The sequence below is a fragment of the Mesorhizobium sp. M0208 genome, assembly GCF_040322015.1.
Taxonomy (GTDB): Bacteria; Pseudomonadota; Alphaproteobacteria; order Rhizobiales; family Rhizobiaceae; genus Mesorhizobium.
Map to the genome: position 1 here is coordinate 1 of NZ_JAMYSP010000025.1, position 23356 is coordinate 23356.

Here is a 23356-nt window from a genome sequence, read left to right on the forward strand (position 1 = left end):
TTGCAGACCATCGACAACCCGTTCGGCACGAGGTTGTCACCCATGTCTTAGGTACATTCTGTTACCCATGTCTCCGGGTCGTACCCTTTGAGCGGTGGCGGAGAGGATGGGATTCGAACCCACGAGAAGCTTTTGACCTCTACTCCCTTAGCAGGGGAGCGCCTTCGACCACTCGGCCACCTCTCCGTTGCGCCGGTGGATAAAGAAAAGCGCCGCCACAATCAACAAGCTGGTGTCACTATCGTCGAAAAATCGGGCTTCCGCCAAATTGCCACCTGTGGCTTGCGGCGATTCCGCGGCAATTCCCTGGCTGTTGAGTCGGCGCATGGTCACAGTTTGAGCGGGCCATTGCCGGAATTGGCTGGAATGCGGGGTTGCCGGGGCCCGATAGTTAATGGGAGCTTTCGGAGTGAGGCCAAATCGTGTCATTTGTGCAACAACGCTCGGCGATAGCGCCACCACAAACCTTTTGCCGGTACGATCGTGGTTGAACGACGCCGCCTCATGGGTAATGTCGGGTTTGAAGGAGCGGCGCGGTGCGCATCTTTTTCGGTAGTGGGGATGGGGCAGGGAACGCTGTCCTTCAGCAAAGAATACCCAGACCCGTTTTTTAACTTTTGACTGGAGGTCAGAAAATGAACATCAAGAGCCTGCTTCTCGGCTCCGCTGCGGCGCTGATCGCAGTATCCGGTGCGCGCGCCGCCGACGCCGTCGTCGTCGCCGAGCCGGAACCCGCTGAATACGTCAAGATCTGCGACGTCTACGGCGCTGGCTACTTCTACATCCCCGGCACCGAAACCTGCCTGCGCATCGGCGGCTATGTCCGCTACGACATCGGCATCGGCGACGTCGGTTCGTTCGACGGTGCTGAGAATTTCGATCACGAAGATGGCGATATCCAGGACACCTACTACAAGAACGCCCGCTTCAACCTGAAGACCTGGACCGCTCAGGAAACCGAACTCGGCACCTTGAAGACCTACACCGAGACCCGGTTCAATTTCGGCAACCGCAACCGTCACGTTAGCACCACAACCACCGATCCGGACGGCCCCGAGGGTCCGCTGCTGCCGGTCACGACCATCGTCAGAAATGACGCCGAAAACAAGGGCGTTTCGCTGAACTTCGCCTGGATCCAGCTCGGTGGCCTGCGCGTCGGTAAGGACGAATCGGCCTTCAACACGTTCATCGGCTACGCCGGCAGCGTCATCCAGGATACGCTGGTTCCTTACGGTGATTTCGACACCAACGTCGTCCAGTACTACTTCGATTTCGGCAACGGCTTCTCGGCCGTGGCTTCGCTCGAGCAGGGCGCGGGCCGCGTTGGGACCATCGACAGCTACGTTCCGCATGTCGTCGGCGGCCTGAAGTGGACGCAGGGCTGGGGCGCGATCACCGGCGTCATCGCCTACGACAGCAACTACGAAGAAGTGGCCGGCAAGGTTCGTTTGGACGTGAATGCAACCGACGCGCTGTCGCTGTTCATCATGGCGGGCTACGGCACTGACGATAACCTCAATGACCCGGGCAACTTTGTCCCAGCCAATGGCCGTGGTTTCTACAAGCAGTGGGGCGGCAACTGGGCGGTTTGGGGTGGCGGCACCTACAAGTTCAACGAGAAGACCTCGTTCAACGTGCAGGCTTCCGCTGACGACGACAAGAACTATGCCGTCGCGGCGAACATCGCCTACGACATCGTTCCTGGCCTGACGATCACCGCCGAAGTCGATTGGGACCACTACGGGCGGTTTAACGATCCGGCCAGCTTCACCAACGTCAACTGGACCAGTGCGGACAAGAAGGACAGCATTGGCGGCCTCCTCCGCTTCCAGCGCTCGTTCTAATAAGTTCGACCTGACCAATATTGAACCCGGCGGGCAACCGCCGGGTTTTTCTTTGAGCCATTCGCCGGCTGCCACATTTCAAGGCTGCCGCGGAACTTGCGCAGGCCAAGCCGGCAGGCTAGCAAGAAGGCCCCTTTTTTAACGAGCCTTTGCCATGCGCCCTCCCCTTACACCGCTCATCGCAGCGCTTCCCTCCACGGTGCCGTTTGTCGGCCCGGAGGCGCAGGAGCGCGACCGCGGCCGCGCCTTTCGCGCCCGCATCGGGGCCAATGAGAGCAGCTTTGGCCCTTCGCCGCGCGTCGTTACCCGCATGGCCGGGATTGCCGGCGACATGTGGATGTATTGCGACCCCGATAATCACGATTTGAAGGTAGCCGTAGCCAGGCATCTCGGCGTCGGCGCCGAAAACGTCGTCGTCGGCGAAGGCATAGACGGGCTGCTCAGCCTGGTTGCGCGCATGTATGTGGCGCCCGGCGACGCGGTGGTGACCTCGCTCGGCGCCTATCCGACCTTCAACTTTCATGTTGCCGGCGTCGGCGGCCGATTGGTCGCAGTGCCCTACGAGAACGATCGGGAAAACCTCGACGGCCTGCTGGCTGCGGTCGCCAGGGAGAAGGCGCCACTGGTCTACCTGTCCAACCCGGACAATCCGATGGGCAGCTGGTGGGAAGCCGCCGAACTCGGCCGCTTCATCGAGGCCTTGCCGGAAACCACAATGCTGGTGCTCGACGAGGCCTATGGCGAATTAGGGCCAGCCTCAGCGCTGCCGCCAATCGATGTGGCGCGGCCGAACGTCATCCGCATGCGCACCTTCTCCAAGGCCTATGGGCTGGCCGGCATACGCTGCGGCTACGCGGTGGCCGAGGCCCAGGTGATTCGCGACTTCGAGAAGATCCGCAACCACTACGGCGTCAGCCGCATGGCGCAGATCGCCGGCGTCGAGGCGCTTGCCGATCAAGCCTGGCTGGAAAGCGTGGTGGCGCGGGTCGCCTCCGGCCGCCGACGCATTGCCGGAACAGCCGAGGCGAACGGGCTGAAGCCGCTGGCTTCGGCGACCAATTTCGTCACCATCGATTGCGGCCGCGACGGCGCCTTCGCGCTGAAGGTGCTGCGGGCGCTGTTGTCGCGCGACGTCTTCATCCGCAAGCCGATGGTGCCGGTGCTCGATCGCTGCATCCGGGTCAGCGTCGGCCTCGACCACGAGCTCGACATTTTTGCCGAGGAATTGCCCGGCGCACTGGCGGCAGCACGGGGGAACTGAAGAGCCTTCGCCCTATGTGGCTGACTGGCGGCAGCGTGGTTGAATTTGCACGGCGATGCGCCAGACTCGACTCAGAGGATGGAGAGCGCGATGACCGACCGCACTGTACAAGTACGCATATATGGCAAGGTGCAAGGCGTCAGCTACCGGGTCTGGGCGCGGCGCGAGGCGTCGGCGCTTGGCCTCGCCGGGTGGGTGCGCAACGAAGTTGACGGCTCGGTGACAGCCTTGATTGCAGGAACCGGGGCGGCGGTCTCGACGATGATTGAGCGACTTTGGCAAGGGCCGGCAGGGGCAGCAGTTTCGAAGGTCGATGTCGAGGACATCGAGGCACGCAACACGTCCGCGGGTTTCAGGATTATTGCCTAGCAAGGCATGATCCTGCTCATTGCTTCCATCGGACAAAATCTCCAGGGTGCAGAGAGAGCAAACCTGAAGCCATTGCCCTGCCCGAATGCTTCGGTCCTTGAATTAATTGAACGTTTGTTTTATTACGTCGTAAAAGGCGGTTTGTCATGGCGCGTACGACCGGTTCTCACGGAGAAAAGACCGAAGCTGCGGTCCGCGAGGCGGCGGTCAGCCTGATTGCGCGTCTCGGCTACGAAGCGATGTCGATGCGCCAGCTGGCGGCCGAAGTCGGCGTCCAGGCAGCGGCGCTTTACCGCTACTTCCCGACCAAGCAGGACCTTCTGTTCACGCTGATGCGCGAGCATATGGAAGGCTTGATCGAGGCGTGGCGCGCAACACGCCCTGTCGGCGCCGATCCGGCAACGCGGCTTGCCGCCTATGTCGAAAACCACATCGCTTTCCATATCGAACGCCGCCATTCCACCCATGTCTCGAACATGGAGCTGCGCAGCCTGTCGCACGAAAAACTCACGCAGATCCTGCGCATGCGCACGGCCTACGAGAAGGAGCTGCGCACCATCCTGCGCGACGGCGTCGAAGCGGGCTTATTCAGCATCGAAGACACAGGGCTCACCGCCATGGCGCTGATCCAGATGATGACCGGCGTCATCGTCTGGTTCCGGCCGGGCGAACGGCTGTCGATCGCCGAAGTCACCGCTACATATCTAGCAATGACAATGCGCCTTGTTGGAGCAAAGAACGATGGCGCGACAACGAGCTCCGGCGCCGTGCGTTCATTCGAGCGCGCAAAGGACGCTCTAGCACTTTGATTTCGCGCATGATCCCGATTTTCGGGGTCGTGCGCCGGGAGGAACGGCATGTACACGCATACGCTCAACTTCGGGCTTGACGAAGATGTCGAGGCGCTGCGCGACCTGGTGCGGCGCTTCGCCCAAGAGAAAATCGCGCCGATAGCCGCCGAGATCGACCGGTCGAACGAATTCCCGGCGCATCTGTGGGTGGAGCTCGGCGGGCTTGGCCTGCTCGGCATCACCGCCGATCCCGATTTCGGCGGCAGCGGCATGGGCTACCTCGCCCACGTCGTGGCGATGGAGGAGATTTCGCGCGCCTCCGCCTCGGTCGGCCTCTCCTACGGCGCCCATTCCAACCTCTGCGTCAACCAGATCAATCGCTGGGCGACGCAGGCGCAGAAGGAAAAATATCTGCCTTCGCTGTGCAGTGGCGAAAAGGTCGGCGCGCTGGCAATGTCGGAATCCGGCGCCGGGTCCGACGTCGTGTCGCTGCGCCTGCGCGCGGAAAGGCGCAACGACCGCTATGTGCTCAACGGCACCAAGATGTGGATCACCAACGGACCGGATGCCGAGACGCTGGTCGTGTATGCCAAGACCGATCCGGAACTCCATTCGCGCGGCATCACCGCTTTCATCGTCGAAAAGGCCTTTGCCGGTTTTTCGGTTGCGCAAAAGCTCGACAAGCTTGGCATGCGCGGCTCGAACACCGGCGAGCTGGTGTTCGAGAATGTCGAAGTCCCGTTCGACAATGTGCTGCATGAGGAAGGGCGCGGCGTCGAGGTGTTGATGTCGGGCCTCGACTACGAACGTGCCGTGCTGGCCGGCGGGCCGATCGGGCTGATGGCGGCGTGCCTCGACGTGGCGATACCTTACGTGCACGAGCGCAAGCAGTTCGGCCAGCCGATCGGCGAATTCCAGCTGGTGCAAGGCAAGCTCGCCGACATGTATGCGACGATGAACGCGGCGCGCGCCTACGTCTATGCCGTGGCCGCCGCTTGCGATCGCGGTGAGACGGCCCGCAAGGATGCTGCCGCCTGTATTCTCTTCGCCGCCGAAAAGGCGACGCTGATGGCGCTCGAGGCCATCCAGCTTTTGGGCGGCAATGGCTACATCAACGACTACCCGACCGGCCGGCTGCTGCGCGACGCCAAGCTCTACGAGATCGGCGCCGGCACCAGCGAAATCCGTCGTTGGCTGATCGGGCGGGAAATCATGGCGGAGAGCGCCTAATGGCATCCTTTTGAACTTTTGCCAGAAGCCATGCGATGTGGCATATTTCGGACTATGTGCCACAACCTAGCGAGACGAACCATGGCGGACAGAACGGGAAAGTCCGGATTTGACGAAGATCCGCAAGCACAGTTCGATGCCAGCGCTCGCAAAACGCCACTTAGGGTTCCGGCGAAACGCGAGCGTGTTAAACTTGGCGAGGGCGGGCGCTTCGTCATCCCTGCTGCGATGCGCGAGGAGATGGGCGTGAAGCCTGGCGAGGAGATGATCCTGCATGTCGAAAACGGCGAGCTGCGGGTAAGATCGTGGCTGCAGAATCTGCGGCGCGTCCAGGCCGAATTGTCGGCGCTGAAACAGCCCGGTGAAAGCGTCGTCGACGAATTTCTGAAAGAGCGGCGGGAAGAGCAGCGTCGAAGCGACAAGCGTCTCGACCGGCTTCACGCCGAAGGGACGACAGGAAAGCGGGCGAAATGAAGCCCTACGTCATGGACAGTTCGGCGGCACTCGCAATCCTGCTCAACGAGCAAGGCACCGATAGTGCTTTGGGGTTCGCGCCGGATGCACAATGCAGTTCGGTCAATGCGGCCGAAATCATTGCCAAGCTGATCGACAAGGGACGCAGCATGGAACAGGCCGCGGACGACCTCGCCAGTCTCGGCATGCCGATCGCCGTTTTCGACGAAGCGATGGGCATCGCCGCCGGGCAGCTTCGCCAACTGACGCGGCATCGCGGCCTGTCGTTGGGCGATCGGGCCTGCCTCGCGCTGGCTATTCGCGAGAACGCCATTGCCGTCACCGCTGATCGCGATTGGAGCGACCTCGATGTCGGCTGCAAGATCGAGCTGATCCGGTAGCGCCATGGCCCCCCTCAACTCGCAGATCTCGCCCGCCTCCGATATTTTCCGCGCCAATGCCGAGCGCATGCGGGCGCTGGTCGCCGATATTGCTGAGAAAGCGGCCACGGTCGAACGCGGCGGCTCGGAAGATGCGCGCGAGCGGCACGTCTCCCGCGGCAAGCTCCTGCCGCGGCAACGCCTCGCCCAATTGCTTGATACCGGCTCGCCCTTCCTCGAAATCGGCCAGTTCGCGGCATGGTCGATGTATGGCGAGGACATCCCGTCGGCCGGTCTCATCGCCGGCATCGGGCGCGTCGAAGGCACCGAAGTGATGGTCGTCGTCAACGACGCCACGGTGAAGGGCGGCACCTATTATCCGCTGACAGTGAAGAAGCATCTGCGTGCACAGGAAATCGCGCTGCAGAACAATCTGCCTTGCGTCTATCTGGTCGACAGCGGCGGCGCCAATCTGCCCAATCAGGACGAGGTGTTTCCCGACCGCGATCATTTCGGCCGCATCTTCTATAACCAGGCCAACATGTCGGCCGCCGGCATTCCGCAGATCGCCTGCGTCATGGGGTCGTGCACTGCCGGCGGCGCCTATGTGCCTGCGATGTCGGACGAGACAATCATGGTGCGCAACCAGGCAACCATCTTTCTCGGCGGCCCGCCGCTGGTGAAGGCGGCCACCGGCGAGGACGTCACCGCCGAGGACCTCGGTGGCGCCGACGTGCACACAAGGCTTTCCGGCGTTGCCGACCACTATGCGCTCGACGACGAGCATGCGCTGGCCATATGCCGGCGTATCGTCAAAAACCTGAATCGGAACAAGACTGTAAGCCTTGCCTTACAGAAATCGATTCCGCCGCTTCACGATCCACATGAACTCTACGGAATCGTGCCGACGGATCTGCGCCAGCCCTATGACGTACGCGAGGTAATCGCCCGCACCGTCGACGGCTCCGAATTCGATGAGTTCAAGCAGAATTATGGCACCACGCTGGTCACCGGTTTTGCCCATCTCAGCGGCATGCCGGTCGGCATCATCGCCAACAATGGCGTGCTGTTTTCGGAAAGCGCGCTAAAGGGCGCGCATTTCATCGAGCTGTGCTGCCAGCGCAGGATCCCGCTGATTTTCCTGCAGAACATCACCGGCTTCATGGTCGGGCGGAGATACGAGGCCGGCGGCATCGCCAAGGACGGCGCCAAGCTGGTCATGGCGGTCGCAACGGCCAAGGTGCCGAAGATGACCGTGATCATCGGCGGCTCGTTCGGCGCCGGCAATTACGGTATGTGCGGACGCGCCTATTCGCCACGCTTCCTGTGGATGTGGCCGAATGCCCGCATCTCGGTGATGGGCGGCGAGCAGGCGGCAACGGTGCTGGCCATGGTCAAGCGCGAAGGCATCGAGCGCAAGGGCGGGGAATGGAGCGCCGAGGAGGAGGCGAAATTCAAGAAGCCGATCCTTATGAAATACGAGCATGAAGGCCACCCGCTCTATTCGTCGGCAAGGCTCTGGGACGACGGCATCATCGACCCGGCCAAGACCCGCGAGGTGCTGGCGCTCAGCCTTTCGGCCGCGCTCAACGCCGAGATCGAAGAGACAAGGTTCGGCGTGTTCAGGATGTGAGATGAGCGAAATCGGCCAGAGGATTCGTATTCAAACCGGCGACATCACGAAGCTGGCGGTCGACGCCATCGTCAACGCCGCCAACACCTCTCTTCTCGGAGGCGGCGGCGTCGACGGCGCTATCCACCGCGCGGCCGGCCCCGAGCTTGTGGCAGAATGCCGGACCTTGCATGGCTGCAAGGTCGGAGACGCAAAAATCACCAAGGGCTACAGGCTACCCGCGCGCTACGTCATTCATACGGTCGGGCCGGTCTGGCAAGGTGGCAGCAAAGGAGAAGCCGAACTGCTCGCCTCCTGCTATCGCCGGTCGCTCGAAATCGCCGCCGCAAAGGACTGCCGGACGGTGGCGTTTCCAGCGATCTCGACCGGGGCCTACCGCTACCCGAAGGATCAGGCGACGCAAATTGCAGTCGGGACCGTGAGCGCCTTCATCGGCCAGAACACCGTTCCGGAAACCGTCATTTTCTGCTGCTTCGACGAGCCGACGGCCGAATTGTATCAGCGGGCCGTTGCTGCACTCGGCAAAGCGTGATCCACAGCCATGAGAAATCTGCAGACCCATTTTCAATCATCCAACTGGCCATACAGAAAAATTGCGGCTATTGCTGTTTTTCAACGTCAATGGGGCTTGGGCGAAGATGAAACAGCAACTTTTCCAGAAAACTACTGCCGCAATACTTTCGGGGTTACTTATATTAGCTGCACCAGGCACGGGCGCGGCGGGATCGCTGGCCGGAAGCGAAGGCGACAAGCGCTTTTCACCACTTCTGCCTGGCAGCGCCAAGGACGAGTGCACCAAGGCCTACAAGGCCTATGTCGCTGCAAGCGGCCATTCGGCATACGCCACGACATCTTTCGTGCGGGTCAGGGACGGTTACGTCCTGTGTGGCGCTCACTGCAATGCCTCGTCGCAAAAGGCGGCAGAGGCCATGGCGATGAAATCCTGCCAGAGCGCACGGGCGTACTACAAGGTGGCGGCCAGCGGCAACTGTCAGATCGCGGCTTCGAAGTAGACGGGCAAACGCCGATCCGGGATTGCCCGCGCCAAATCCGGGAGGCCCGATGTTCGCCAAGATCCTGATCGCCAACCGTGGCGAGATCGTCTGCCGGGTGGTCCGCACGGCACGCAGGATGGGTGTGCGCAGCGTCGCCGTCTATTCCGATGCCGACGCTCACGCCTTGCATGTCGAAATGGCCGACGAAGCGGTGCATATCGGCGCCTCTCCCGCCAACGAAAGCTATCTGCGCGGCGACAAGATCATTGCAGCGGCCTTGGCCACAGGTGCCGAGGCGATCCATCCGGGCTACGGCTTTCTTTCGGAAAACCCCGAATTCGTCGACCAGGTCGCCGCCGCTGGGCTGATCTTCATTGGGCCGTCGGCGGCCTCGATCCGTGCCATGGGACTGAAGGACGCGGCCAAGCGGCTGATGGAAAAGTCCGGCGTGCCTGTCGTTCCGGGCTACCATGGCGAAGCGCAGGAGATCGTGTTGCTCGCCTCCAAGGCGCGCGAGATCGGCTACCCCGTATTGATCAAGGCGCGCGCCGGCGGCGGCGGCAAGGGCATGCGGCGTGTCGAGCATCCCGATGATTTTTCGGAAGCACTGTCGGGCGCGCGGCGCGAGGCGAAAGCCGCGTTCGGTGACGACCGCGTCTTGGTGGAAAAATATGTCGACAAGCCGCGCCACATCGAAGTGCAGGTGTTTGGTGACAATTTCGGCAACGCCGTACATCTTCACGAACGTGACTGCTCGGCGCAGCGCCGCCATCAGAAGGTGATCGAGGAGGCGCCTGCCCCCGGCATGACGCCGGCACTGCGCAAGGCGATGACCGAGGCGGCGGTGAAAGCCGCAAAGGCAATCCACTATTCCGGCGCCGGTACCATCGAGTTCATCGTCGATGCCTCGCAAGGTCTGAAGGCCGACCGTTTCTGGTTCATGGAAATGAACACCCGCCTTCAGGTCGAGCACCCCGTCACCGAAATGGTCACCGGCATCGACTTGGTCGAGTGGCAGTTGCGGGTAGCCTCCGGCGAAAAACTGCCGAAGACGCAGAGCGAGATCGCGCTCTCCGGCCACGCCTTCGAGGCGCGCATCTATGCCGAGGACGCGGCAAGAGGGTTTTTACCGGCGACCGGCACCTTGCACCATTTGAAATTTCCGCAGCCAGCACCGGAAGGTGCGACCATGCGCATCGAAACTGGCGTGCGCGCCGGCGATGCGATTTCGCCGTTTTACGACCCGATGATCGCCAAGCTGATCGTCCATGGCAAGGACAGACGGGCGGCGCTCACGGCACTTGGCGAGGCGCTGTCGCAGACCGAAATCGCCGGCTCGACCGTCAACACTGGCTTTCTTGCCGCGCTGGCCGCTGATGCAGCTTTTGCGGCGGGCGATATCGATACCGGCCTGATCTCCAGGCATCAGCAGGCGTTGACGGCGGTTGCGCCGCCGAGCGGTGAGACAATTGCCGCCGCGGCACTTGCTGCTTCCGGTGCGCGCGACTTGCCGTCCTCGGACGATCCCTGGTTGTCGCTGGCCGGCTATGCGCATTTCCACGCTGTAGTGCGGCGCATGCTGCTGAAGTTTGGCGAGCAGGAGATCGCCGCGCGCGTGTCGGTGCGGCCGGACAGACGGTTCGAGGTGGCGCTGGAAGCGCCCTATGACAGCGTCAATTCGCATGATCTCCGTACCGCCCCTCGCCTCGCCCGCTGGCCGGGCCACGTCACCGTCTTCGAGGGCGCTATCGGCTACGATTTTGCCGTGCCGGACCCGCTGGCGCGAGCCGACGAAGCCGCCGCTTCCGGCAGCCTGCGCGCGCCGATGCCGGGCCTGGTCAAATTGGTGCGTGCGGCAAAAGGCGAGGCCGTGATCAAGGGCCAGCCGCTGCTGATACTGGAGGCGATGAAGATGGAGCACACCATTGCCGCGCCCCATGACGGGCTTATCGCCGAGATCGCCGCCGAAGGCGCGCAGGTCACAGACGGAACCGTGCTGGTTCGCTTTGCCGAGGAACCACAGCTGACCGCAGTTTCCTTATCCACGAAGTGACCCCGAGCGCGTCACAAAAGGCACCGCAAAGATGAAAATGGCCAGGTTCGACCCGGCCATTTTCAATTACAACATAGTTCTATCAGGGCTGGATCGGCGCGTATTTGCCGTCATGCCACTGGTTGATGTCGTAGCTGGCGTTCTTGAGGTCGCCCTTCTCGTCGAAGGTGACCGGCCCGACAACCGTGCTGATCGGCTGGCCGTTCTTCAACGCCTCGGCGACCTTGGCCGGGTCGTCGCTGCCGGCGCGCTTGATGCCCTCGGCGAATGCCTGGATCACGGCATAGGAAAACAGCGTGAAGCCCTCCGGCACAAAGCCGCCGGCCTTGATCTTGGCGATAGCTTCCTTGGCTTCGGGCTTCGACTGCGGATCCGATGGGAAGACGAACATGGTGCCTTCGCCGGCCGGACCGGCAACCTGCCAGAATTCCGGCGAAGCGATCGAGTCCGGCATGATCAACTGGAACTTGAGGTTCTGCTCCGCCGACTGGCGCAGGATGAGGCCGGCTTCGGGGTGATAGCCGCCGAAATAGACCACATCAGCCTTCAGCTCCTTGAGCTTGGTAACGAGCGCGGAATAGTCCTTCTCGCCGGCGTTGATGCCCTCGTAGAGGATTTCATTGAGACCGTTCTGGTTCATCGTTGCCTTCACGGCATCGGCCACGCCCTGCCCATAGGCGCTCTTGTCGTGCAGGATGACGACTTTCTTGCCGGCATATTTCTTGGCGATCCAGGGACCAATAAAAGCGCCCTGCGCATCGTCGCGCGTATAGAGGCGCATGATCGTCGGCCAGCCGGCCTTCGCCGCTGCGTCGGTCAACACCGGGTTTGAGGAAGCCGGACTCATCATCAGCGCACCGGCTTCTGCGTAGACAGCGGAGGCCGGGATGCTGGAGCCCGAGCAGGCGTGACCATCGATGAACTTGACACCATTGGCGATGATGCGGTTGGCGACCGAAACCGCCTGCTTCGGATCGCACTGATCATCCTCGATGTCGAGCTTGATCTGGCGACCGTCGACGCCGCCAGCCGCGTTGATCGCGTCGGCGGCGGCTTGCGCGCCTTGCTTGAACTGATCGCCGATGGTGGCAAGCTGCCCGGTCATCGGTCCGACCACCGAAAAGGTGATGTCGTCGGCGAAGGCGAGCGGCGCGGTCATCATCAGGCCAAATATGGCTGCGCTCAAAATACTGAATTTCTTCATGGTAACATAACTCCTCCACTCTCGCGCAGCCGCCCGGCCGCGCCTCTTCCAGAGTGGCGGGAGAATTTCATCCTTCGCCGGAGCTGTCTAGACGCATCGTCGGCGCTCGATTGGGCCTGTAACATGCGGTCCCAAAGACAAAGCCGCGCCAGCCCTGTTCCGGCCGGTCGCGGCTTTTGCCATTGAGCTTGCCGGCGCATCCGCGCCGGAACCTGCTGGCCTTCCCTGTCTGTTGCACGGCTCGGCCTGATCAGCCTGCTGTGTTCTTGGTTTTGACTTGGTCGGCCATCTTGCGCGGCCTCTTTTTTTCGGGGCCAGCCGTCTGCGCGGCCTTGACCCGAAGCGTCCCTGTCAGTGAACTCAGTGTCGGCGAATTCAGTGCATCGTCATCCATTCGCGGGCTTCGCGCAGCGCCCTGGCGATCTCGACTTTCGACATGGCGGCCGACAATTCAGAACGCAGTTCCGCGGCGCGGGCCGAACCCTTGATCGCGGCGATGTTGAACCATTTGTGGGCGGCGACGACATCGGTCTCGCAATCGCGGCCGGTCGCATACATCATGCCCAACTCGAAAAGAATATCGGCCTGGGCAGTTGCCCCCATGGCGCCGAAGCCGGCTTCAAGCATTTCAAAACGTGCCATTTCAAATCCCCTGTTCTGGCTCCCGAGAGCTGTCTCCGTCTGTCCCTCGGTGTCCTTGATTACCTTCGGGGGCGGCCGCTCTTTCGATGCTTTCGAGAATGCCGCGGAGGCTTGAATCCGTCGTTAAATGGCGTGCTTAATTTGAGGAAAACAAAGCTAAAACAAGAGGTAAACGCGAAAATTCGTTAAGGATACAAAGCCAGCAACTGCGCCAGTTTGCACAAAATTTGAAGAAACTTGCGAGGCGCGGATCAAGACTCGGCTAACCACAGAAGACAAAGACGTGTGCGGCCCGTTTCATTTTTCGCCGGCGCGGCCGTTCGGGAGCGGGCAAAAACCCGCAACCGTTCCGTCGCGGCACCGCTTTTGTTTTTCCGGGAGCTGGACTAGCTTACGTTTGCGTAAGGGGCAGACGGCCGGGACGGAGCCCGATTGGACTTGCCTGAGGGAGGAAAGACATGTTTCGACACGTGAGCCTGGCCCTCGCGGCCGCAATAATGATGACCGGCGCGGCATGGGCCGATCCGATCGAAGGCAATTGGAAAACGCAAGCCGGAGCGACTGCCGCCATTTCGGGTGGCGGCGGGGCATTTTCGATTACGCTCAAATCCGGCAAATTTGCCGGCAAGAACATAGGTTCACTGAAGGTGGCCGGCGACAACAAATATGCCGGCACCATAACCGACCCCGAAACCGACAAGACCTATTCGGGCAAGGCTTCGCTTTCCGGCAGTTCGCTCAAGATGAGCGGCTGCGTGTTGGGCGGGCTGATCTGCAACAGCCAGACCTGGCACAAGCTCTGATCGTGCCATTCCTGCCGGGGTGCGCGGGGCCAGTCGGCCCCGTTTTCATATATCGGTCTCGCAGCCGCGGCTCGCCATAGGTCACTGCTTTCAAGGCGGCCCGCCCAGAGATCATCAACCATTTTGAACCCCAGATGAACGCCGCCATCAGAGCCGGTTCAGCCTGGGCAAGGCATTGTCATGCGTGTTGAAGGAGACACCGCGCGATGCTTGCCCGCCGCTTCACCATCGTCTGCCTGCTGATGAGCCTGTTCGGCATGTTGTTCGCCGTCCTTGTCGCCGAAGCCGGCCGGCCGGCCCGCGCCTGGGACGTGGCCATTTCCTGCCGGCTCGGTTGCCCGAACCAGCTTCGCCACTGAACCCGACAGCGAGATATTGAAACCCACGCCATGACCCGCCTCACCGCCAATGTCGTCAAGATCCTTCGGCTTCTGCCGCGGACGGCACTCATCCTGACGCTTCTGGCGGCCCCGGTCCTGGCCGTGCCGACGATGCGCGCCGATGCCGGTTCGACCATCGAGGCGCCTGCGCTGAGAAAGGCCGGCGTCGGCTTTGTGCTGCTGGTCAGCTTGCGGCGAGGCTAGGCCGCCGGAAAGAAAACCGCCGACAGGGCGTTTTGAGACCGCCTTACCCCCTCCCAACTGCGCGCCCAACTCTCTATATTGGGTCATGGAAAAGCGAATCTATCCTCAAGCCATTGAATCGGTTGTCACGCCGGAGCCGTTCGGCCGACAGAGCTTCAACGATGCCAAGAAGGCGGTCGCGGCCCTGCAGGTGCTTTACGACCGCAACACCAAGTTCCTGCGCGATTCATTTGCCGCGCTCGCCGCGGGCGGCGACAACAACAAACGCTACCGGGCCTTCTATCCGGAAATCGGCGTCACCACGAGTTCGTTCACCCAAATCGACTCGAGGCAGGCCTATGGTCACATGCCGACGCCGGGGCATTTCTCAACCACCATCACCCAACCTGCTCTTTTCGAAAGCTACCTCACCGAACAGCTTCGGCTCATCATGCGCAACCACGGCGTTCCGGTCACGGTTTCAGAATCGACCACTCCCATCCCCCTGCATTTCGCCTTTCTCGAAGGCACGCATGTCGACGGTGCCGCCGCGGAACGCATCAAACGGCCGATCCGTGACCTGTTCGACGTGCCGGATCTCGACGGCACCGACGACCAGATCGCCAACGGTACCTTTGAAGTGGGATTGGGCGAGGCGCGGCCGCTGGCGCCGTTCACGGCACAACGGATCGACTATTCGCTGCATCGGATGTCGCACTATACGGCGACCAGTCCCCAGCATTTCCAGAACTTCGTGCTGTTCACCAACTACCAGTTCTACATCGACGAATTCGTCGCCCGTGCACGCGAATTGATGGCCAATGGCGGTGACGGATATGTAGAGTTCGTCGAGCCGGGCAATATCGTGACCAAAGTGGGCGACAGCGCGCCTGGTGAGGGTGCTGCGCCCCCTCGCCTGCCGCAGATGCCGGCCTATCATCTGAAGAAGCCGAATCATGGCGGCATCACCATGGTCAATATCGGCGTTGGACCTTCCAACGCCAAGACCATCACCGACCATATTGCGGTGCTCCGGCCGCATGCCTGGGTGATGCTCGGCCATTGCGCCGGCCTGCGCAACACGCAGGCGCTGGGCGATTATGTGCTGGCACACGCCTACGTTCGGGAAGACCATGTCCTCGACGACGATCTTCCGGTCTGGGTGCCGATCCCGCCGCTGGCTGAAATCCAAGTGGCGCTGCAGGAAGCGGTCGCCGAGGTCACCGGGCTTTCCGGCTACGACCTCAAGCGCATCATGCGCACCGGCACCGTCGCCACCATCGACAACCGCAACTGGGAGCTGCGCGACCAGCGCGGGCCGGTGCAGCGGCTGTCGCAGTCGCGGGCGATCGCGCTCGATATGGAATCGGCCACGATCGCCGCCAACGGCTTCCGCTTCCGGGTTCCCTATGGCACGCTGCTTTGCGTATCCGACAAGCCGCTGCATGGCGAATTGAAGCTGCCCGGCATGGCGACCGAGTTCTACAAGCGGCAAGTGGCGCAGCACCTGACCATCGGCATCAGGGCGATGGAGAAGCTGGCTGAAATGCCGATGGAGCGACTGCATTCGCGTAAGCTCAGGAGCTTTTCGGAAACGGCCTTCCAGTAAATGCCGAATCGCATGTTTCGGTCCGGGTCAGGACATTTCGTCATCTTGATTGAGCCGCACTTCTGCCGATAGACAAAGCGATGGCACGTATTCGGGATATGACGGTTGCGCTGGCATTCGTCGCAATGCTTGCGCTCTCGGCCGCGCTGGTGGCCGGGTTTTTCGGATCGCTGCATCCGGCCCTCGATTCCTTTGCTCATTTCCGCGTCCATTTTTCGGTGCTGATGGCGCTTTGCGCGCTGCCCCTGCTCGCCACCTCGTTTCGCCTGCAGGCCGCGGCCGCCTTGCTGTTTGCGGTAGCCTCCTTTGCCACCACGTCGAATGCCTTGCCGCTTTCGCGGCTATGGCAGGTGCAGGCCGCCTACGAAGCCAAACCTGGTGACGAGCCGGTCTACCGCCTGCTGCAGATGAACCTCAGGTTCAACAATCCAACGCCTGAGAAAGTGCTGTCGCTGATCGGCCGGACCCAGCCCGATGTGATCACCCTCGACGAGGTGTCCGAGATGTGGAAAGCAAAGCTTGGGCTGCTGTCCGGCGCTTATCCCTACCGGATCCTCTGCCCGTATCCCAATGGCGTGTTCGGCGTTGCGTTGCTGTCCAGACGACCGTTTGCCACAGGCACGGCGCCGCACTGCGACAGCCGCGGCGCGATGGCGATCGCCACGGTCGATTTTGGCGGAACCGACGTCGATGTCGGCGCCATCCACCTCACCTGGCCATGGCCGCACAACCAATCACGGCAGATTGGGGGGTTGTCTGACGAAATCGCCTCGCTTGGCGAGACGTCGATACTGGCGGGCGACTGCAACGCAGCGCCATGGAGCGCCGCTGTCCGGCGCGTCGCATCGCTTGGCAAGCTGACTGTAATGCCGTCGGTCGGGCCGACCTGGCTCTACAGAAAGCTGCCGGATTTCCTGCGCTTCGCCGGACTGCCGATCGACCAGGTTTTCAGCAAGGGCGCCATCCTTATCCGTTCGGCGTCGACCCTTGAGGACACCGGCTCAGACCATCTGCCGGTGCTGGTGGAGTTTTCGCTACGGTCGCTCGACGAGCACCAGACGGCGACCGCGCTTGCAGCGCTGCCTGGCGGGACGCGAAGCTGAAAATCCGCAGTCCAGTCTCGACCTGGCTTATTACTGGCCCACAAAAGCGCGGATGAGGTGCTCGACAGGGCCGCCGTCGCGATGCTCGTGCGCATCGAAGGCGATCTGCTTTGCCTCGTATTCGGCATAGATGGCATTGATCCGGCGCTTTGCCTCGCGACGTGCCTCGAAACAGTGCGGGTCATCAGCGACTGTCAGCCCTCGAACCGACTTTTCGGTGGCCCGCATCATCTGTCTGGCGATGCGGCCATGGGTCTCTTCATGGGCGCGGACGCCAGCGAAGAACCGCTTCCAGCGCTTCTGCAGCGCAGGCGATGGGGCTGAGACCAGTTTGGGATAGGTATAGAAGAGATTGAGCGTCCCGTTGGCCTGGCGCAGGCGGCAGACGCCGTTTTCCTGATGGGCGTCGAAGGTCCAATCACCGACGCTGTAGCCGGTTTGCGCGATGGCGTGGGTCATGAAGCCGTGCTTCGGCCCACTGCGATCCATGGCCTCGATCAGGGCCGCGCCGGTGGTTCCGGCAATGTTGTAAGTTCGTGTCTTGACCAGCACCTTAGTGCCGGCCAAGGCTGCAGGGGCGCACAATGCCCCGATCGCCACAACGCTCGTCAGAACTGCCAGGCGCATTTTTCCTTCCTCCCTGTCGCGGCAGAAAGGAAACACAGGCAGGCGGTTTATTCAACAATCCTACGGTTGCGCTGCTCCTCATCTTGTTTAGTCCGGAACAAACCTTGTGACTTACATGTTCTGGTAGACCGGGCCCTCGCCGCCCTGTGGCGGCACCCAATTTATATTCTGGTTCGGGTCCTTGATATCGCAAGTCTTGCAGTGCACGCAGTTCTGCGCGTTGATGACGAAGCGCACATCCTTTGCCGCAGGATCGGCGGCGGCATTGCCGTCCTTGTCGACCCATTCGTAGACGCTGGCCGGGCAGTAACGCGTCGAGGGCCCGGCATAGACGTCATGCTCGGAGCGCTTTTGCAGGTCCATGTCGGCGACGAGCAGATGGACCGGCTCGTTCTCCTCGTGGTTGGTGTTGGACAGGAACACCGACGACAGCCGGTCGAAGGTCAGCACCCCGTCCGGCTTCGGGTAGGCGATCTTCTGGTGCGCGGCGGCCGGTTCCAGCGTGGCGTAGTCGGCCTTGCCGTGCTTCATCGTGCCGAAGGGCGAGAAGCCGAACAGCGTGTTCAGCCACAGGTCGAGCCCGCCAAGGCCAACACCGACAATGGTGCCGAAGCGCGACCATAGCGGCTTGACGTTGCGCACTTTCTTCAAGTCCTTGCCGATATCGGTGGCGCGCCAGGTGGCCTCATAGGAGGCCAGCTCGTCATTGGCGCGGCCGGCGGCTATCGCATCACAGACATGCTCGGCCGCCAGCATTCCGGAGAGCACGGCATTGTGCGAGCCCTTGATGCGCGGCACGTTGACGAAGCCGGCCGCGCAGCCGATCAGCGCACCGCCGGGGAAGGACAGTTTCGGCACCGACTGCCAGCCGCCTTCGGTGATGGCGCGGGCACCATAGCCCAGCCGCTTGGCACCCTCGAAGGTGCCGCGGATCGCCGGATGGGTCTTGAAGCGCTGAAACTCGTCAAAGGGCGACAGATAGGGGTTCTTGTAGTTCAGGTGAACGACGAAGCCGACTGCCACCTGGTTGTCCTCGAGATGGTAGAGGAAGGAGCCGCCGCCGGTCTTCATATCGAGCGGCCAGCCGAAGGAATGCTGGACAAGGCCCGGCCGGTGGTTTTCCGGTTTGATCTGCCAGAGTTCCTTGAGGCCGATGCCGTATTTTCCGGGCTCACGACCGTCGGAAAGGTGGTGTTTGGCGATCAGTTGCTTGGCCAGCGAGCCGCGCGCGCCCTCGCCGATCAAGACATATTTGCCCATCAGCGCCATGCCCGGCGCAAAGCCCGGACCGTGCGTGCCGTCCTTCTCGACGCCCATGTCGCCGGTGACGACGCCGGTGACCGCACCGGCCTCGTTGTAGAGCAGGCCGACCGCGGCAAAGCCCGGATAGATCTCGACGCCCAGCGCCTCGGCCTTGGTCGCCAGCCAGCGGCAGACATTGCCGAGCGAGACGATATAGTTGCCGTGATTGTTCATCAGCGGCGGCATCAGGATATTGGGCAGACGGAACGAACCGGCGGGGCCGAGAACCAGGAAATGGTCGTCGGTGACCGGTGTCCTGAAGGGATGACCCTCCTCTTCGCGCCAGCCGGGCAGCAGCCGGTCGATGCCGATCGGATCGACGACGGCGCCGGACAGGATGTGCGCGCCGACTTCGCCGCCCTTTTCCAGCACGACGACGGAAAGCTCGGGATTGACCTGCTTGAGACGGATCGCGGCGGCGAGGCCGGCCGGGCCGGCGCCGACGATGACCACGTCGAATTCCATGCTTTCGCGTTCGATATCGCTCATCGATCCCTCACTGGCTCGCTATTCCCGGCATCTTGCTGGCTCACGCGCTGCATAGCGCATCAAATAGCGACGGGAAACCGGCGCGGACGTGACAATACCGATTTCGTCAAAAAGTCGCGTCCTGCCGCACAAATTCGCGGTGACGAGCATCAATCTTCAATCCTATTCGGTTTGCACAGATATGTCGCACTGATGTTTTTAATTGTTCGACGGCTTGCTTATCGGCCATACTTCCCGCCATGCGCATATTCGGGCCGGCTGGCTTTTCATCGACGCGCTTTTTTTTCACGCCCGGCCGGTTTTGCCGTGCGGCGCTCTTGGCGCTTCTGCCACTGACGGCCCTCGATGCCCGTGCCGAGCAGCAACTGGTCTGGGCGACCGGCGCCTATTCCTTTTCCGACGAGCGCGGCGGTTTCCGCATCACCGGGGCTTCCGGCATCGGCACGAAGGAGGATCCGCTGGTCATCACCGAAGAGCTGAATTCAGCGACGCCGGTAACGCTGGCCATTCGCACAACAAGGCCGATCCAGCCGTTCGGCAAGGCGGGAGACTTCGCCAATGGTCTGATGTATATGCGCATCGACGTGCTCAACAATAGCGGCCAAGCCTGGGTCGAGTTCCAGTTCGAACTCCAGGAGATCCTCGACCAGCCGAGCGTGTTCGGCGACGGCCTGTCGTTCGACCAGCGCAACAAAACGCCCGAAAATATCTGGTCGAGCAGCTACGCCGATTTCGACCGCAATTTCGAACCGTATGACCGCCTGCTGTTCAAGAACGGCAAGATCGACCCGCTGAAGACCGCCAGCTTCTATTTCCTGATCACCGACTACACGCCGCGCTGGACGTTCTATCTGGTGCAGGATCCGCGCATACCGTCGAGCTGAACTTGCAAATTCAAGCTTCGCGGCCGAATGTGAAACCATGACTGCCGCCCCCCACAATAGCCGAGCCGATCTCGCCGAGCTGCTGGCCTTCTACGCCAGCGCCGGCGTCGACGAGGCACTTGAAGAACAGCCGGTAAACAGGTTTGCAGAAGCCAGGCCACCGGAGCGGGTGCCCGCGGCGGCCGCTGTGCCGCTCAGTGAAAATGCGACGCCACAACGCTCGACGAGCGTATCGCGCGCCGAAATGGGCGAGAGACCGAGTACAGCACCGGCAGTGCGAGCGTCCCCGGCCATGTCAACGGTGCCCGACGAGGCGCAAGCGGCATTGGCGCGGCAACTGGCGAGATCGGCGGCAAGCCTCGACGAGCTTCGCCAGCACATGGCGGCATTCGACGGCTGCAATCTCAAATTCACCGCCAAGAACCTTGTGTTCGCCGACGGCAATCCAACTGCCGAGGTGATGCTGGTCGGCGAAGCGCCGGGTCGCGATGAAGACATAGAGGGCTTGCCGTTCGTTGGCCGCTCCGGCCGGCTGCTCGACCGCATGCTGGCCGCGATCGGTCTTGACCGGACGTCCGTCTACATCGCCAATGTCATTCCCTGGCGGCCGCCGGGCAACCGCACGCCGACCCCGCACGAGACCGAGATCTGCCGGCCGTTCATCGAGCGGCAGATCGAGTTGGTCAATCCGAAGGTGCTGGTCAATCTCGGCGGCCCGTCGGCAAAGACCCTGCTCAACACCTCCGAAGGCATATTGCGGCTGCGCGGCAACTGGCGCGTCCACACGACCCCGTCCGGCGTCGCCATTCCTGCCATGCCGACCCTGCATCCGGCCTATTTGCTGAGAACGCCGGCGCACAAGAAGCTGGCGTGGCGGGATTTCCTCGAAGTGAAGGCGAAGTTGCGGGCGCTCGGGTAATGGTGCAGAGCGCGTCTTCAGTTCTCCCCTTGCGAGAAAGGAAGGGCGGCATCATGACTTCGCAGGTAATTGAAATGCGCCCACTGCCGGCCTAGTCATCTCGTTATGACAGCAGCCCAGATTTCCGCCGGCAGTCTCATTCGCGAATGGCGTACACGCCGGCGCATGAGCCAGCTCGACCTCGCTATGGAGGCCGAGATCTCGCAGCGGCATCTGAGTTTCGTTGAAAGCGGCCGCGCCGCACCCTCGCGTGACATGGTGCTGCATCTGGCGGAGCAGCTTTCGATCCCGCTCAGGCAGCGCAACCAGCTGCTGCTGGCTGCCGGCTTTGCCCCGAGCTTCGGCGAACGACCACTTGACGATGCCTCGATGGCACCGGCGATGGCGGCGGTCGAGACCGTGCTCAAGGCGCACGAGCCGTTCCCGGCGCTTGCCGTCGACCGGCATTGGAACCTGGTGTCGGCGAACGCCGCCATCGGCCCGTTCCTCGCCAATGTCGCCGATGCCTCCCTGCTGAAGCCACCGGTCAACGTTTTGCGCCTCAGCCTGCATCCCGGCGGCATCGCGCCATGTATCGTCAACCTAGCGGAATGGCGGACACATCTTCTGGAGCGGCTGAAGCGGCAGAACGACGCTACCGCCGATCCGGCTCTTGTCGAGCTCGAGCGCGAGCTTCGGGCCTATCCGTCCGGCCTTAGAGGCAGCCGGCCGGCGCCGGTCGAACCGAACGCGATTGCCCATCCGCTCAAGCTTGCCCATGGCGACGCGGTGCTGTCGTTCATCAGCACCATCACCGTGTTCGGCACGCCGCTCGACGTGACGCTGTCGGAGCTGGCGATCGAATCTTTTTTCCCCGCCGACGAACAGACGCGGGCGGTGCTGGTGCGGCTGGCGACAGAGCGGACTGACGCTGCGAAGCCGTGATCACCCTTCCGGCGCGACGGCCTTGCGGGTGCGGGTGCGTTCGAGACCAAGCTGGCGCTCGCGCCAGATGATGAAAATCCCCGCCGCAACCACGATCATGCCGCCGACCAGCATATTGATCGTGGCGACGTCGCCAAAGACCAGATAGCCGACGACGACGCCGAGGATCATCGAAGTGTATTCGAAGGGTGCCACGACGGAAGCCTCGGCATGGCGATAGGCCGAGGTCATCAGGATCTGGCCAAGCCCGCCGCAAAAACCCGCGGCAATCAGAAGCCCCGCCTGCGCTGGCGTCAGCGCCTGCCAGCCGAATGGCAGCGAAAGCAGCGCCATGAGGCTCGCGGTAACCGAAAACCACAGCACGATGGTCGCCGTCCGCTCGCTCTGGACGAGGTTGCGAACCAGGAGCATGGCGATGGCGGAGATCGCCGCGGCTATGAGGGCGGCAATGACGCCGAGCACCTCCTGATCGCCGAGGGCAGCGCCCGAACTGAGCAGCGTCAGTTCCGGCCACGAGATGATCAGCACCCCGACCAGGCCGACGGCAACCGCACTCCAGCGATAGATGCGGATGGCTTCGCCGAGGAAGATCGAACTGAACACCACGACCAGCAGCGGCTGCGCGTAGTTCAGCGTGATCGCCTCCGGCAGCGGCAGCCGCGTCAGCGCGAAGAAGCCGAGCCCCATGGCACAGACACCGACGACGCCACGCGCAATATGGTTGAGCGGGCGCTTTGTCGAAAAGGCGGTTCCGAGTTTTCCCTGGAAGGCGAGGAAGGCGATGATCGGAAAAATGGCAAAGAAGGAGCGGAAGAAGACGATCTGGCCCGCCGGCACGGTGCCCGCCGCCTTGATGCAGGACGACATGCCGACGAAGACCGCCACCGATACGATCTTGAGCAAGATCCCGGTCAGTGTGCTGTGCTCGCCGGCAAGATCGCCGGCTGCAAGCACTGGCAAATCCGGTCTGGCTGTCACGCCCTTTTTGCTTCCTCGATCGCCCAGATGCGCGCCGGCGTTGCCGGCATGTCGATATGCCTGATGCCGTAGGCGCGGTAGAACGCGTCGGTCACCGCATTGAGCGCGGCAGGCGTCGATACGATCGTATCCGCCCCGGCGCCTTTGATGAAGGCCCGATCGTCGCGACGCAACACAGAGGCGCTCATCCCGAATTTCGGCGTGACGATGGTCATGGAAGCCTCGCGATGATGCTCGGGAAATGATCGCCGGAAATAGACGTCGCTGCAGTTTTGTCGAGGGAGTGTTTCGTGTAAAGAG

The 23356-nt window shown here is 62.2% G+C and carries 26 protein-coding genes and 1 tRNA gene; 19 read left to right on the forward strand and 8 right to left on the reverse strand.

The annotated features are described in order from the left end of the window. Positions 1-95: 95 nt before the first annotated feature. Positions 96-186, reverse strand: a tRNA-Ser gene (locus NKJ17_RS22570). Positions 187-635: 449 nt separating this feature from the next. Here NKJ17_RS22570 and NKJ17_RS22575 point away from each other — a divergent pair. From NKJ17_RS22575 to NKJ17_RS22625, 11 genes are all read left to right on the forward strand, one after another. Beyond that, the gene (locus NKJ17_RS22575) at positions 636-1844 is read left to right on the forward strand and encodes a porin (RefSeq protein ID WP_352507518.1); all 1209 of its coding nucleotides are present in this window, start codon (positions 636-638) and stop codon (positions 1842-1844) included. A 154-nt stretch (positions 1845-1998) separates the two neighbouring features. Further along, complete coding sequence (locus NKJ17_RS22580) at positions 1999-3105, forward strand: pyridoxal phosphate-dependent aminotransferase (RefSeq protein ID WP_352690001.1); 1107 nt, start codon at positions 1999-2001, stop codon at positions 3103-3105. 90 nt (positions 3106-3195) lie between these two features. Beyond that, positions 3196-3474, forward strand: a complete 279-nt coding sequence (locus tag NKJ17_RS22585; protein ID WP_352690002.1) for an acylphosphatase — start codon at positions 3196-3198, stop codon at positions 3472-3474. Positions 3475-3620: 146 nt separating this feature from the next. After that, the gene (locus NKJ17_RS22590) at positions 3621-4283 is read left to right on the forward strand and encodes a TetR/AcrR family transcriptional regulator (protein WP_352690003.1); all 663 of its coding nucleotides are present in this window, start codon (positions 3621-3623) and stop codon (positions 4281-4283) included. A gap of 48 nt (positions 4284-4331) precedes the next feature. Continuing rightward, the gene (locus NKJ17_RS22595; RefSeq protein WP_352690004.1) at positions 4332-5495 is read left to right on the forward strand and encodes an isovaleryl-CoA dehydrogenase; all 1164 of its coding nucleotides are present in this window, start codon (positions 4332-4334) and stop codon (positions 5493-5495) included. An 81-nt stretch (positions 5496-5576) separates the two neighbouring features. Continuing rightward, the gene (locus tag NKJ17_RS22600; protein ID WP_352690005.1) at positions 5577-5969 is read left to right on the forward strand and encodes an AbrB/MazE/SpoVT family DNA-binding domain-containing protein; all 393 of its coding nucleotides are present in this window, start codon (positions 5577-5579) and stop codon (positions 5967-5969) included. Continuing rightward, a complete protein-coding gene (locus NKJ17_RS22605; protein WP_352480311.1) occupies positions 5966-6349 on the forward strand; it encodes a type II toxin-antitoxin system VapC family toxin in 384 nt (127 codons plus the stop codon). Before NKJ17_RS22600 ends, NKJ17_RS22605 begins: the two co-directional genes overlap by 4 nt. A gap of 4 nt (positions 6350-6353) precedes the next feature. Then, positions 6354-7961, forward strand: a complete 1608-nt coding sequence (locus tag NKJ17_RS22610) for a carboxyl transferase domain-containing protein (protein ID WP_352690006.1) — start codon at positions 6354-6356, stop codon at positions 7959-7961. A gap of 1 nt (position 7962) precedes the next feature. Continuing rightward, positions 7963-8493: an O-acetyl-ADP-ribose deacetylase gene (locus NKJ17_RS22615; protein ID WP_352690007.1), complete on the forward strand. Its 531-nt coding sequence runs from the start codon at positions 7963-7965 to the stop codon at positions 8491-8493. Positions 8494-8599: 106 nt separating this feature from the next. Then, positions 8600-8974, forward strand: a complete 375-nt coding sequence (locus NKJ17_RS22620; protein WP_352690008.1) for a hypothetical protein — start codon at positions 8600-8602, stop codon at positions 8972-8974. 49 nt (positions 8975-9023) lie between these two features. Then, entirely contained in the window at positions 9024-11009 is a 1986-nt protein-coding gene (locus tag NKJ17_RS22625; RefSeq protein WP_352690009.1) for an acetyl/propionyl/methylcrotonyl-CoA carboxylase subunit alpha, read from the forward strand. Positions 11010-11091: 82 nt separating this feature from the next. Here the strand turns inward: NKJ17_RS22625 and NKJ17_RS22630 are convergent, their stop codons facing one another. Together NKJ17_RS22630 and NKJ17_RS22635 are read right to left on the reverse strand one after the other, a co-directional pair. Next, a complete protein-coding gene (locus NKJ17_RS22630) occupies positions 11092-12213 on the reverse strand; it encodes a branched-chain amino acid ABC transporter substrate-binding protein (RefSeq protein ID WP_254819977.1) in 1122 nt (373 codons plus the stop codon). Positions 12214-12588: 375 nt separating this feature from the next. Next, entirely contained in the window at positions 12589-12855 is a 267-nt protein-coding gene (locus NKJ17_RS22635; protein ID WP_115145099.1) for an SEL1-like repeat protein, read from the reverse strand. A gap of 458 nt (positions 12856-13313) precedes the next feature. Between NKJ17_RS22635 and NKJ17_RS22640 the strand changes: the two genes are divergently transcribed. The 5 genes from NKJ17_RS22640 (at position 13314) to NKJ17_RS22660 (ending at position 16933) form a co-directional block, all read left to right on the forward strand. Further along, the gene (locus NKJ17_RS22640; RefSeq protein WP_352690010.1) at positions 13314-13658 is read left to right on the forward strand and encodes a DUF2147 domain-containing protein; all 345 of its coding nucleotides are present in this window, start codon (positions 13314-13316) and stop codon (positions 13656-13658) included. A 206-nt stretch (positions 13659-13864) separates the two neighbouring features. Next, positions 13865-14017 carry a hypothetical protein gene (locus NKJ17_RS22645; RefSeq protein ID WP_023718367.1) on the forward strand — a complete coding sequence of 51 codons (153 nt, stop codon included), beginning with the start codon at positions 13865-13867 and terminating at the stop codon, positions 14015-14017. A gap of 30 nt (positions 14018-14047) precedes the next feature. Next, a complete protein-coding gene (locus tag NKJ17_RS22650; RefSeq protein ID WP_352507504.1) occupies positions 14048-14242 on the forward strand; it encodes a hypothetical protein in 195 nt (64 codons plus the stop codon). An 85-nt stretch (positions 14243-14327) separates the two neighbouring features. Next, a complete protein-coding gene (locus tag NKJ17_RS22655; RefSeq protein ID WP_352480302.1) occupies positions 14328-15830 on the forward strand; it encodes an AMP nucleosidase in 1503 nt (500 codons plus the stop codon). 80 nt (positions 15831-15910) lie between these two features. After that, a complete protein-coding gene (locus tag NKJ17_RS22660; RefSeq protein WP_352507502.1) occupies positions 15911-16933 on the forward strand; it encodes an endonuclease/exonuclease/phosphatase family protein in 1023 nt (340 codons plus the stop codon). Positions 16934-16963: 30 nt separating this feature from the next. On the opposite strand, the gene NKJ17_RS22665 is transcribed toward NKJ17_RS22660, so the two are convergent. The 3 genes from NKJ17_RS22665 to NKJ17_RS22675 form a co-directional block, all read right to left on the reverse strand. After that, entirely contained in the window at positions 16964-17560 is a 597-nt protein-coding gene (locus tag NKJ17_RS22665) for a DUF922 domain-containing protein (protein ID WP_352480300.1), read from the reverse strand. Between the two features lie 111 nt (positions 17561-17671). Further along, positions 17672-19351: an electron transfer flavoprotein-ubiquinone oxidoreductase gene (locus tag NKJ17_RS22670; protein ID WP_352690011.1), complete on the reverse strand. Its 1680-nt coding sequence runs from the start codon at positions 19349-19351 to the stop codon at positions 17672-17674. Between the two features lie 106 nt (positions 19352-19457). Then, a complete protein-coding gene (locus NKJ17_RS22675; RefSeq protein WP_352507528.1) occupies positions 19458-19640 on the reverse strand; it encodes a hypothetical protein in 183 nt (60 codons plus the stop codon). On the opposite strand from NKJ17_RS22675, the gene NKJ17_RS22680 reads away from it, so the two are divergent. From NKJ17_RS22680 to NKJ17_RS22690, 3 genes are all read left to right on the forward strand, one after another. Then, entirely contained in the window at positions 19591-20235 is a 645-nt protein-coding gene (locus NKJ17_RS22680; protein ID WP_023677808.1) for a hypothetical protein, read from the forward strand. The genes NKJ17_RS22675 and NKJ17_RS22680 overlap by 50 nt on opposite strands. 37 nt (positions 20236-20272) lie before the next feature. Continuing rightward, positions 20273-21154 carry a uracil-DNA glycosylase gene (locus tag NKJ17_RS22685; protein WP_352507500.1) on the forward strand — a complete coding sequence of 294 codons (882 nt, stop codon included), beginning with the start codon at positions 20273-20275 and terminating at the stop codon, positions 21152-21154. 105 nt (positions 21155-21259) lie between these two features. Further along, positions 21260-22078 (forward strand): helix-turn-helix domain-containing protein, encoded by an 819-nt coding sequence (locus NKJ17_RS22690; RefSeq protein ID WP_352507499.1) that lies wholly within the window; start codon positions 21260-21262, stop codon positions 22076-22078. Here the strand turns inward: NKJ17_RS22690 and NKJ17_RS22695 are convergent, their stop codons facing one another. Continuing rightward, complete coding sequence (locus NKJ17_RS22695) at positions 22079-23056, reverse strand: DMT family transporter (protein ID WP_502896117.1); 978 nt, start codon at positions 23054-23056, stop codon at positions 22079-22081. After that, positions 23053-23271, reverse strand: coding sequence for a hypothetical protein (locus tag NKJ17_RS22700; RefSeq protein WP_352690063.1), 219 nt, complete (start codon positions 23269-23271; stop codon positions 23053-23055). The genes NKJ17_RS22695 and NKJ17_RS22700 overlap by 4 nt, the downstream gene beginning before the upstream one ends. Positions 23272-23356 lie beyond the last annotated feature (85 nt).

Bases quoted from the DNA above. Each gene is read 5' to 3' on its own strand.
- NKJ17_RS22575 (WP_352507518.1), top strand. From the start codon at position 636: ATGAACATCAAGAGCCTGCTTCTCGGCTCCGCTGCGGCGCTGATCGCA.
- NKJ17_RS22580 (WP_352690001.1), top strand. From the start codon at position 1,999: ATGCGCCCTCCCCTTACACCGCTCATCGCAGCGCTTCCCTCCACGGTG.
- NKJ17_RS22585 (WP_352690002.1), top strand. From the start codon at position 3,196: ATGACCGACCGCACTGTACAAGTACGCATATATGGCAAGGTGCAAGGC.
- NKJ17_RS22590 (WP_352690003.1), top strand. From the start codon at position 3,621: ATGGCGCGTACGACCGGTTCTCACGGAGAAAAGACCGAAGCTGCGGTC.
- NKJ17_RS22595 (WP_352690004.1), top strand. From the start codon at position 4,332: ATGTACACGCATACGCTCAACTTCGGGCTTGACGAAGATGTCGAGGCG.
- NKJ17_RS22600 (WP_352690005.1), top strand. From the start codon at position 5,577: ATGGCGGACAGAACGGGAAAGTCCGGATTTGACGAAGATCCGCAAGCA.
- NKJ17_RS22605 (WP_352480311.1), top strand. From the start codon at position 5,966: ATGAAGCCCTACGTCATGGACAGTTCGGCGGCACTCGCAATCCTGCTC.
- NKJ17_RS22610 (WP_352690006.1), top strand. From the start codon at position 6,354: ATGGCCCCCCTCAACTCGCAGATCTCGCCCGCCTCCGATATTTTCCGC.
- NKJ17_RS22615 (WP_352690007.1), top strand. From the start codon at position 7,963: ATGAGCGAAATCGGCCAGAGGATTCGTATTCAAACCGGCGACATCACG.
- NKJ17_RS22620 (WP_352690008.1), top strand. From the start codon at position 8,600: ATGAAACAGCAACTTTTCCAGAAAACTACTGCCGCAATACTTTCGGGG.
- NKJ17_RS22625 (WP_352690009.1), top strand. From the start codon at position 9,024: ATGTTCGCCAAGATCCTGATCGCCAACCGTGGCGAGATCGTCTGCCGG.
- NKJ17_RS22630 (WP_254819977.1), bottom strand. From the start codon at position 12,213: ATGAAGAAATTCAGTATTTTGAGCGCAGCCATATTTGGCCTGATGATG.
- NKJ17_RS22635 (WP_115145099.1), bottom strand. From the start codon at position 12,855: ATGGCACGTTTTGAAATGCTTGAAGCCGGCTTCGGCGCCATGGGGGCA.
- NKJ17_RS22640 (WP_352690010.1), top strand. From the start codon at position 13,314: ATGTTTCGACACGTGAGCCTGGCCCTCGCGGCCGCAATAATGATGACC.
- NKJ17_RS22645 (WP_023718367.1), top strand. From the start codon at position 13,865: ATGCTTGCCCGCCGCTTCACCATCGTCTGCCTGCTGATGAGCCTGTTC.
- NKJ17_RS22650 (WP_352507504.1), top strand. From the start codon at position 14,048: ATGACCCGCCTCACCGCCAATGTCGTCAAGATCCTTCGGCTTCTGCCG.
- NKJ17_RS22655 (WP_352480302.1), top strand. From the start codon at position 14,328: ATGGAAAAGCGAATCTATCCTCAAGCCATTGAATCGGTTGTCACGCCG.
- NKJ17_RS22660 (WP_352507502.1), top strand. From the start codon at position 15,911: ATGGCACGTATTCGGGATATGACGGTTGCGCTGGCATTCGTCGCAATG.
- NKJ17_RS22665 (WP_352480300.1), bottom strand. From the start codon at position 17,560: ATGCGCCTGGCAGTTCTGACGAGCGTTGTGGCGATCGGGGCATTGTGC.
- NKJ17_RS22670 (WP_352690011.1), bottom strand. From the start codon at position 19,351: ATGAGCGATATCGAACGCGAAAGCATGGAATTCGACGTGGTCATCGTC.
- NKJ17_RS22680 (WP_023677808.1), top strand. From the start codon at position 19,591: ATGCGCATATTCGGGCCGGCTGGCTTTTCATCGACGCGCTTTTTTTTC.
- NKJ17_RS22685 (WP_352507500.1), top strand. From the start codon at position 20,273: ATGACTGCCGCCCCCCACAATAGCCGAGCCGATCTCGCCGAGCTGCTG.
- NKJ17_RS22690 (WP_352507499.1), top strand. From the start codon at position 21,260: ATGACAGCAGCCCAGATTTCCGCCGGCAGTCTCATTCGCGAATGGCGT.
- NKJ17_RS22700 (WP_352690063.1), bottom strand. From the start codon at position 23,271: ATGACCATCGTCACGCCGAAATTCGGGATGAGCGCCTCTGTGTTGCGT.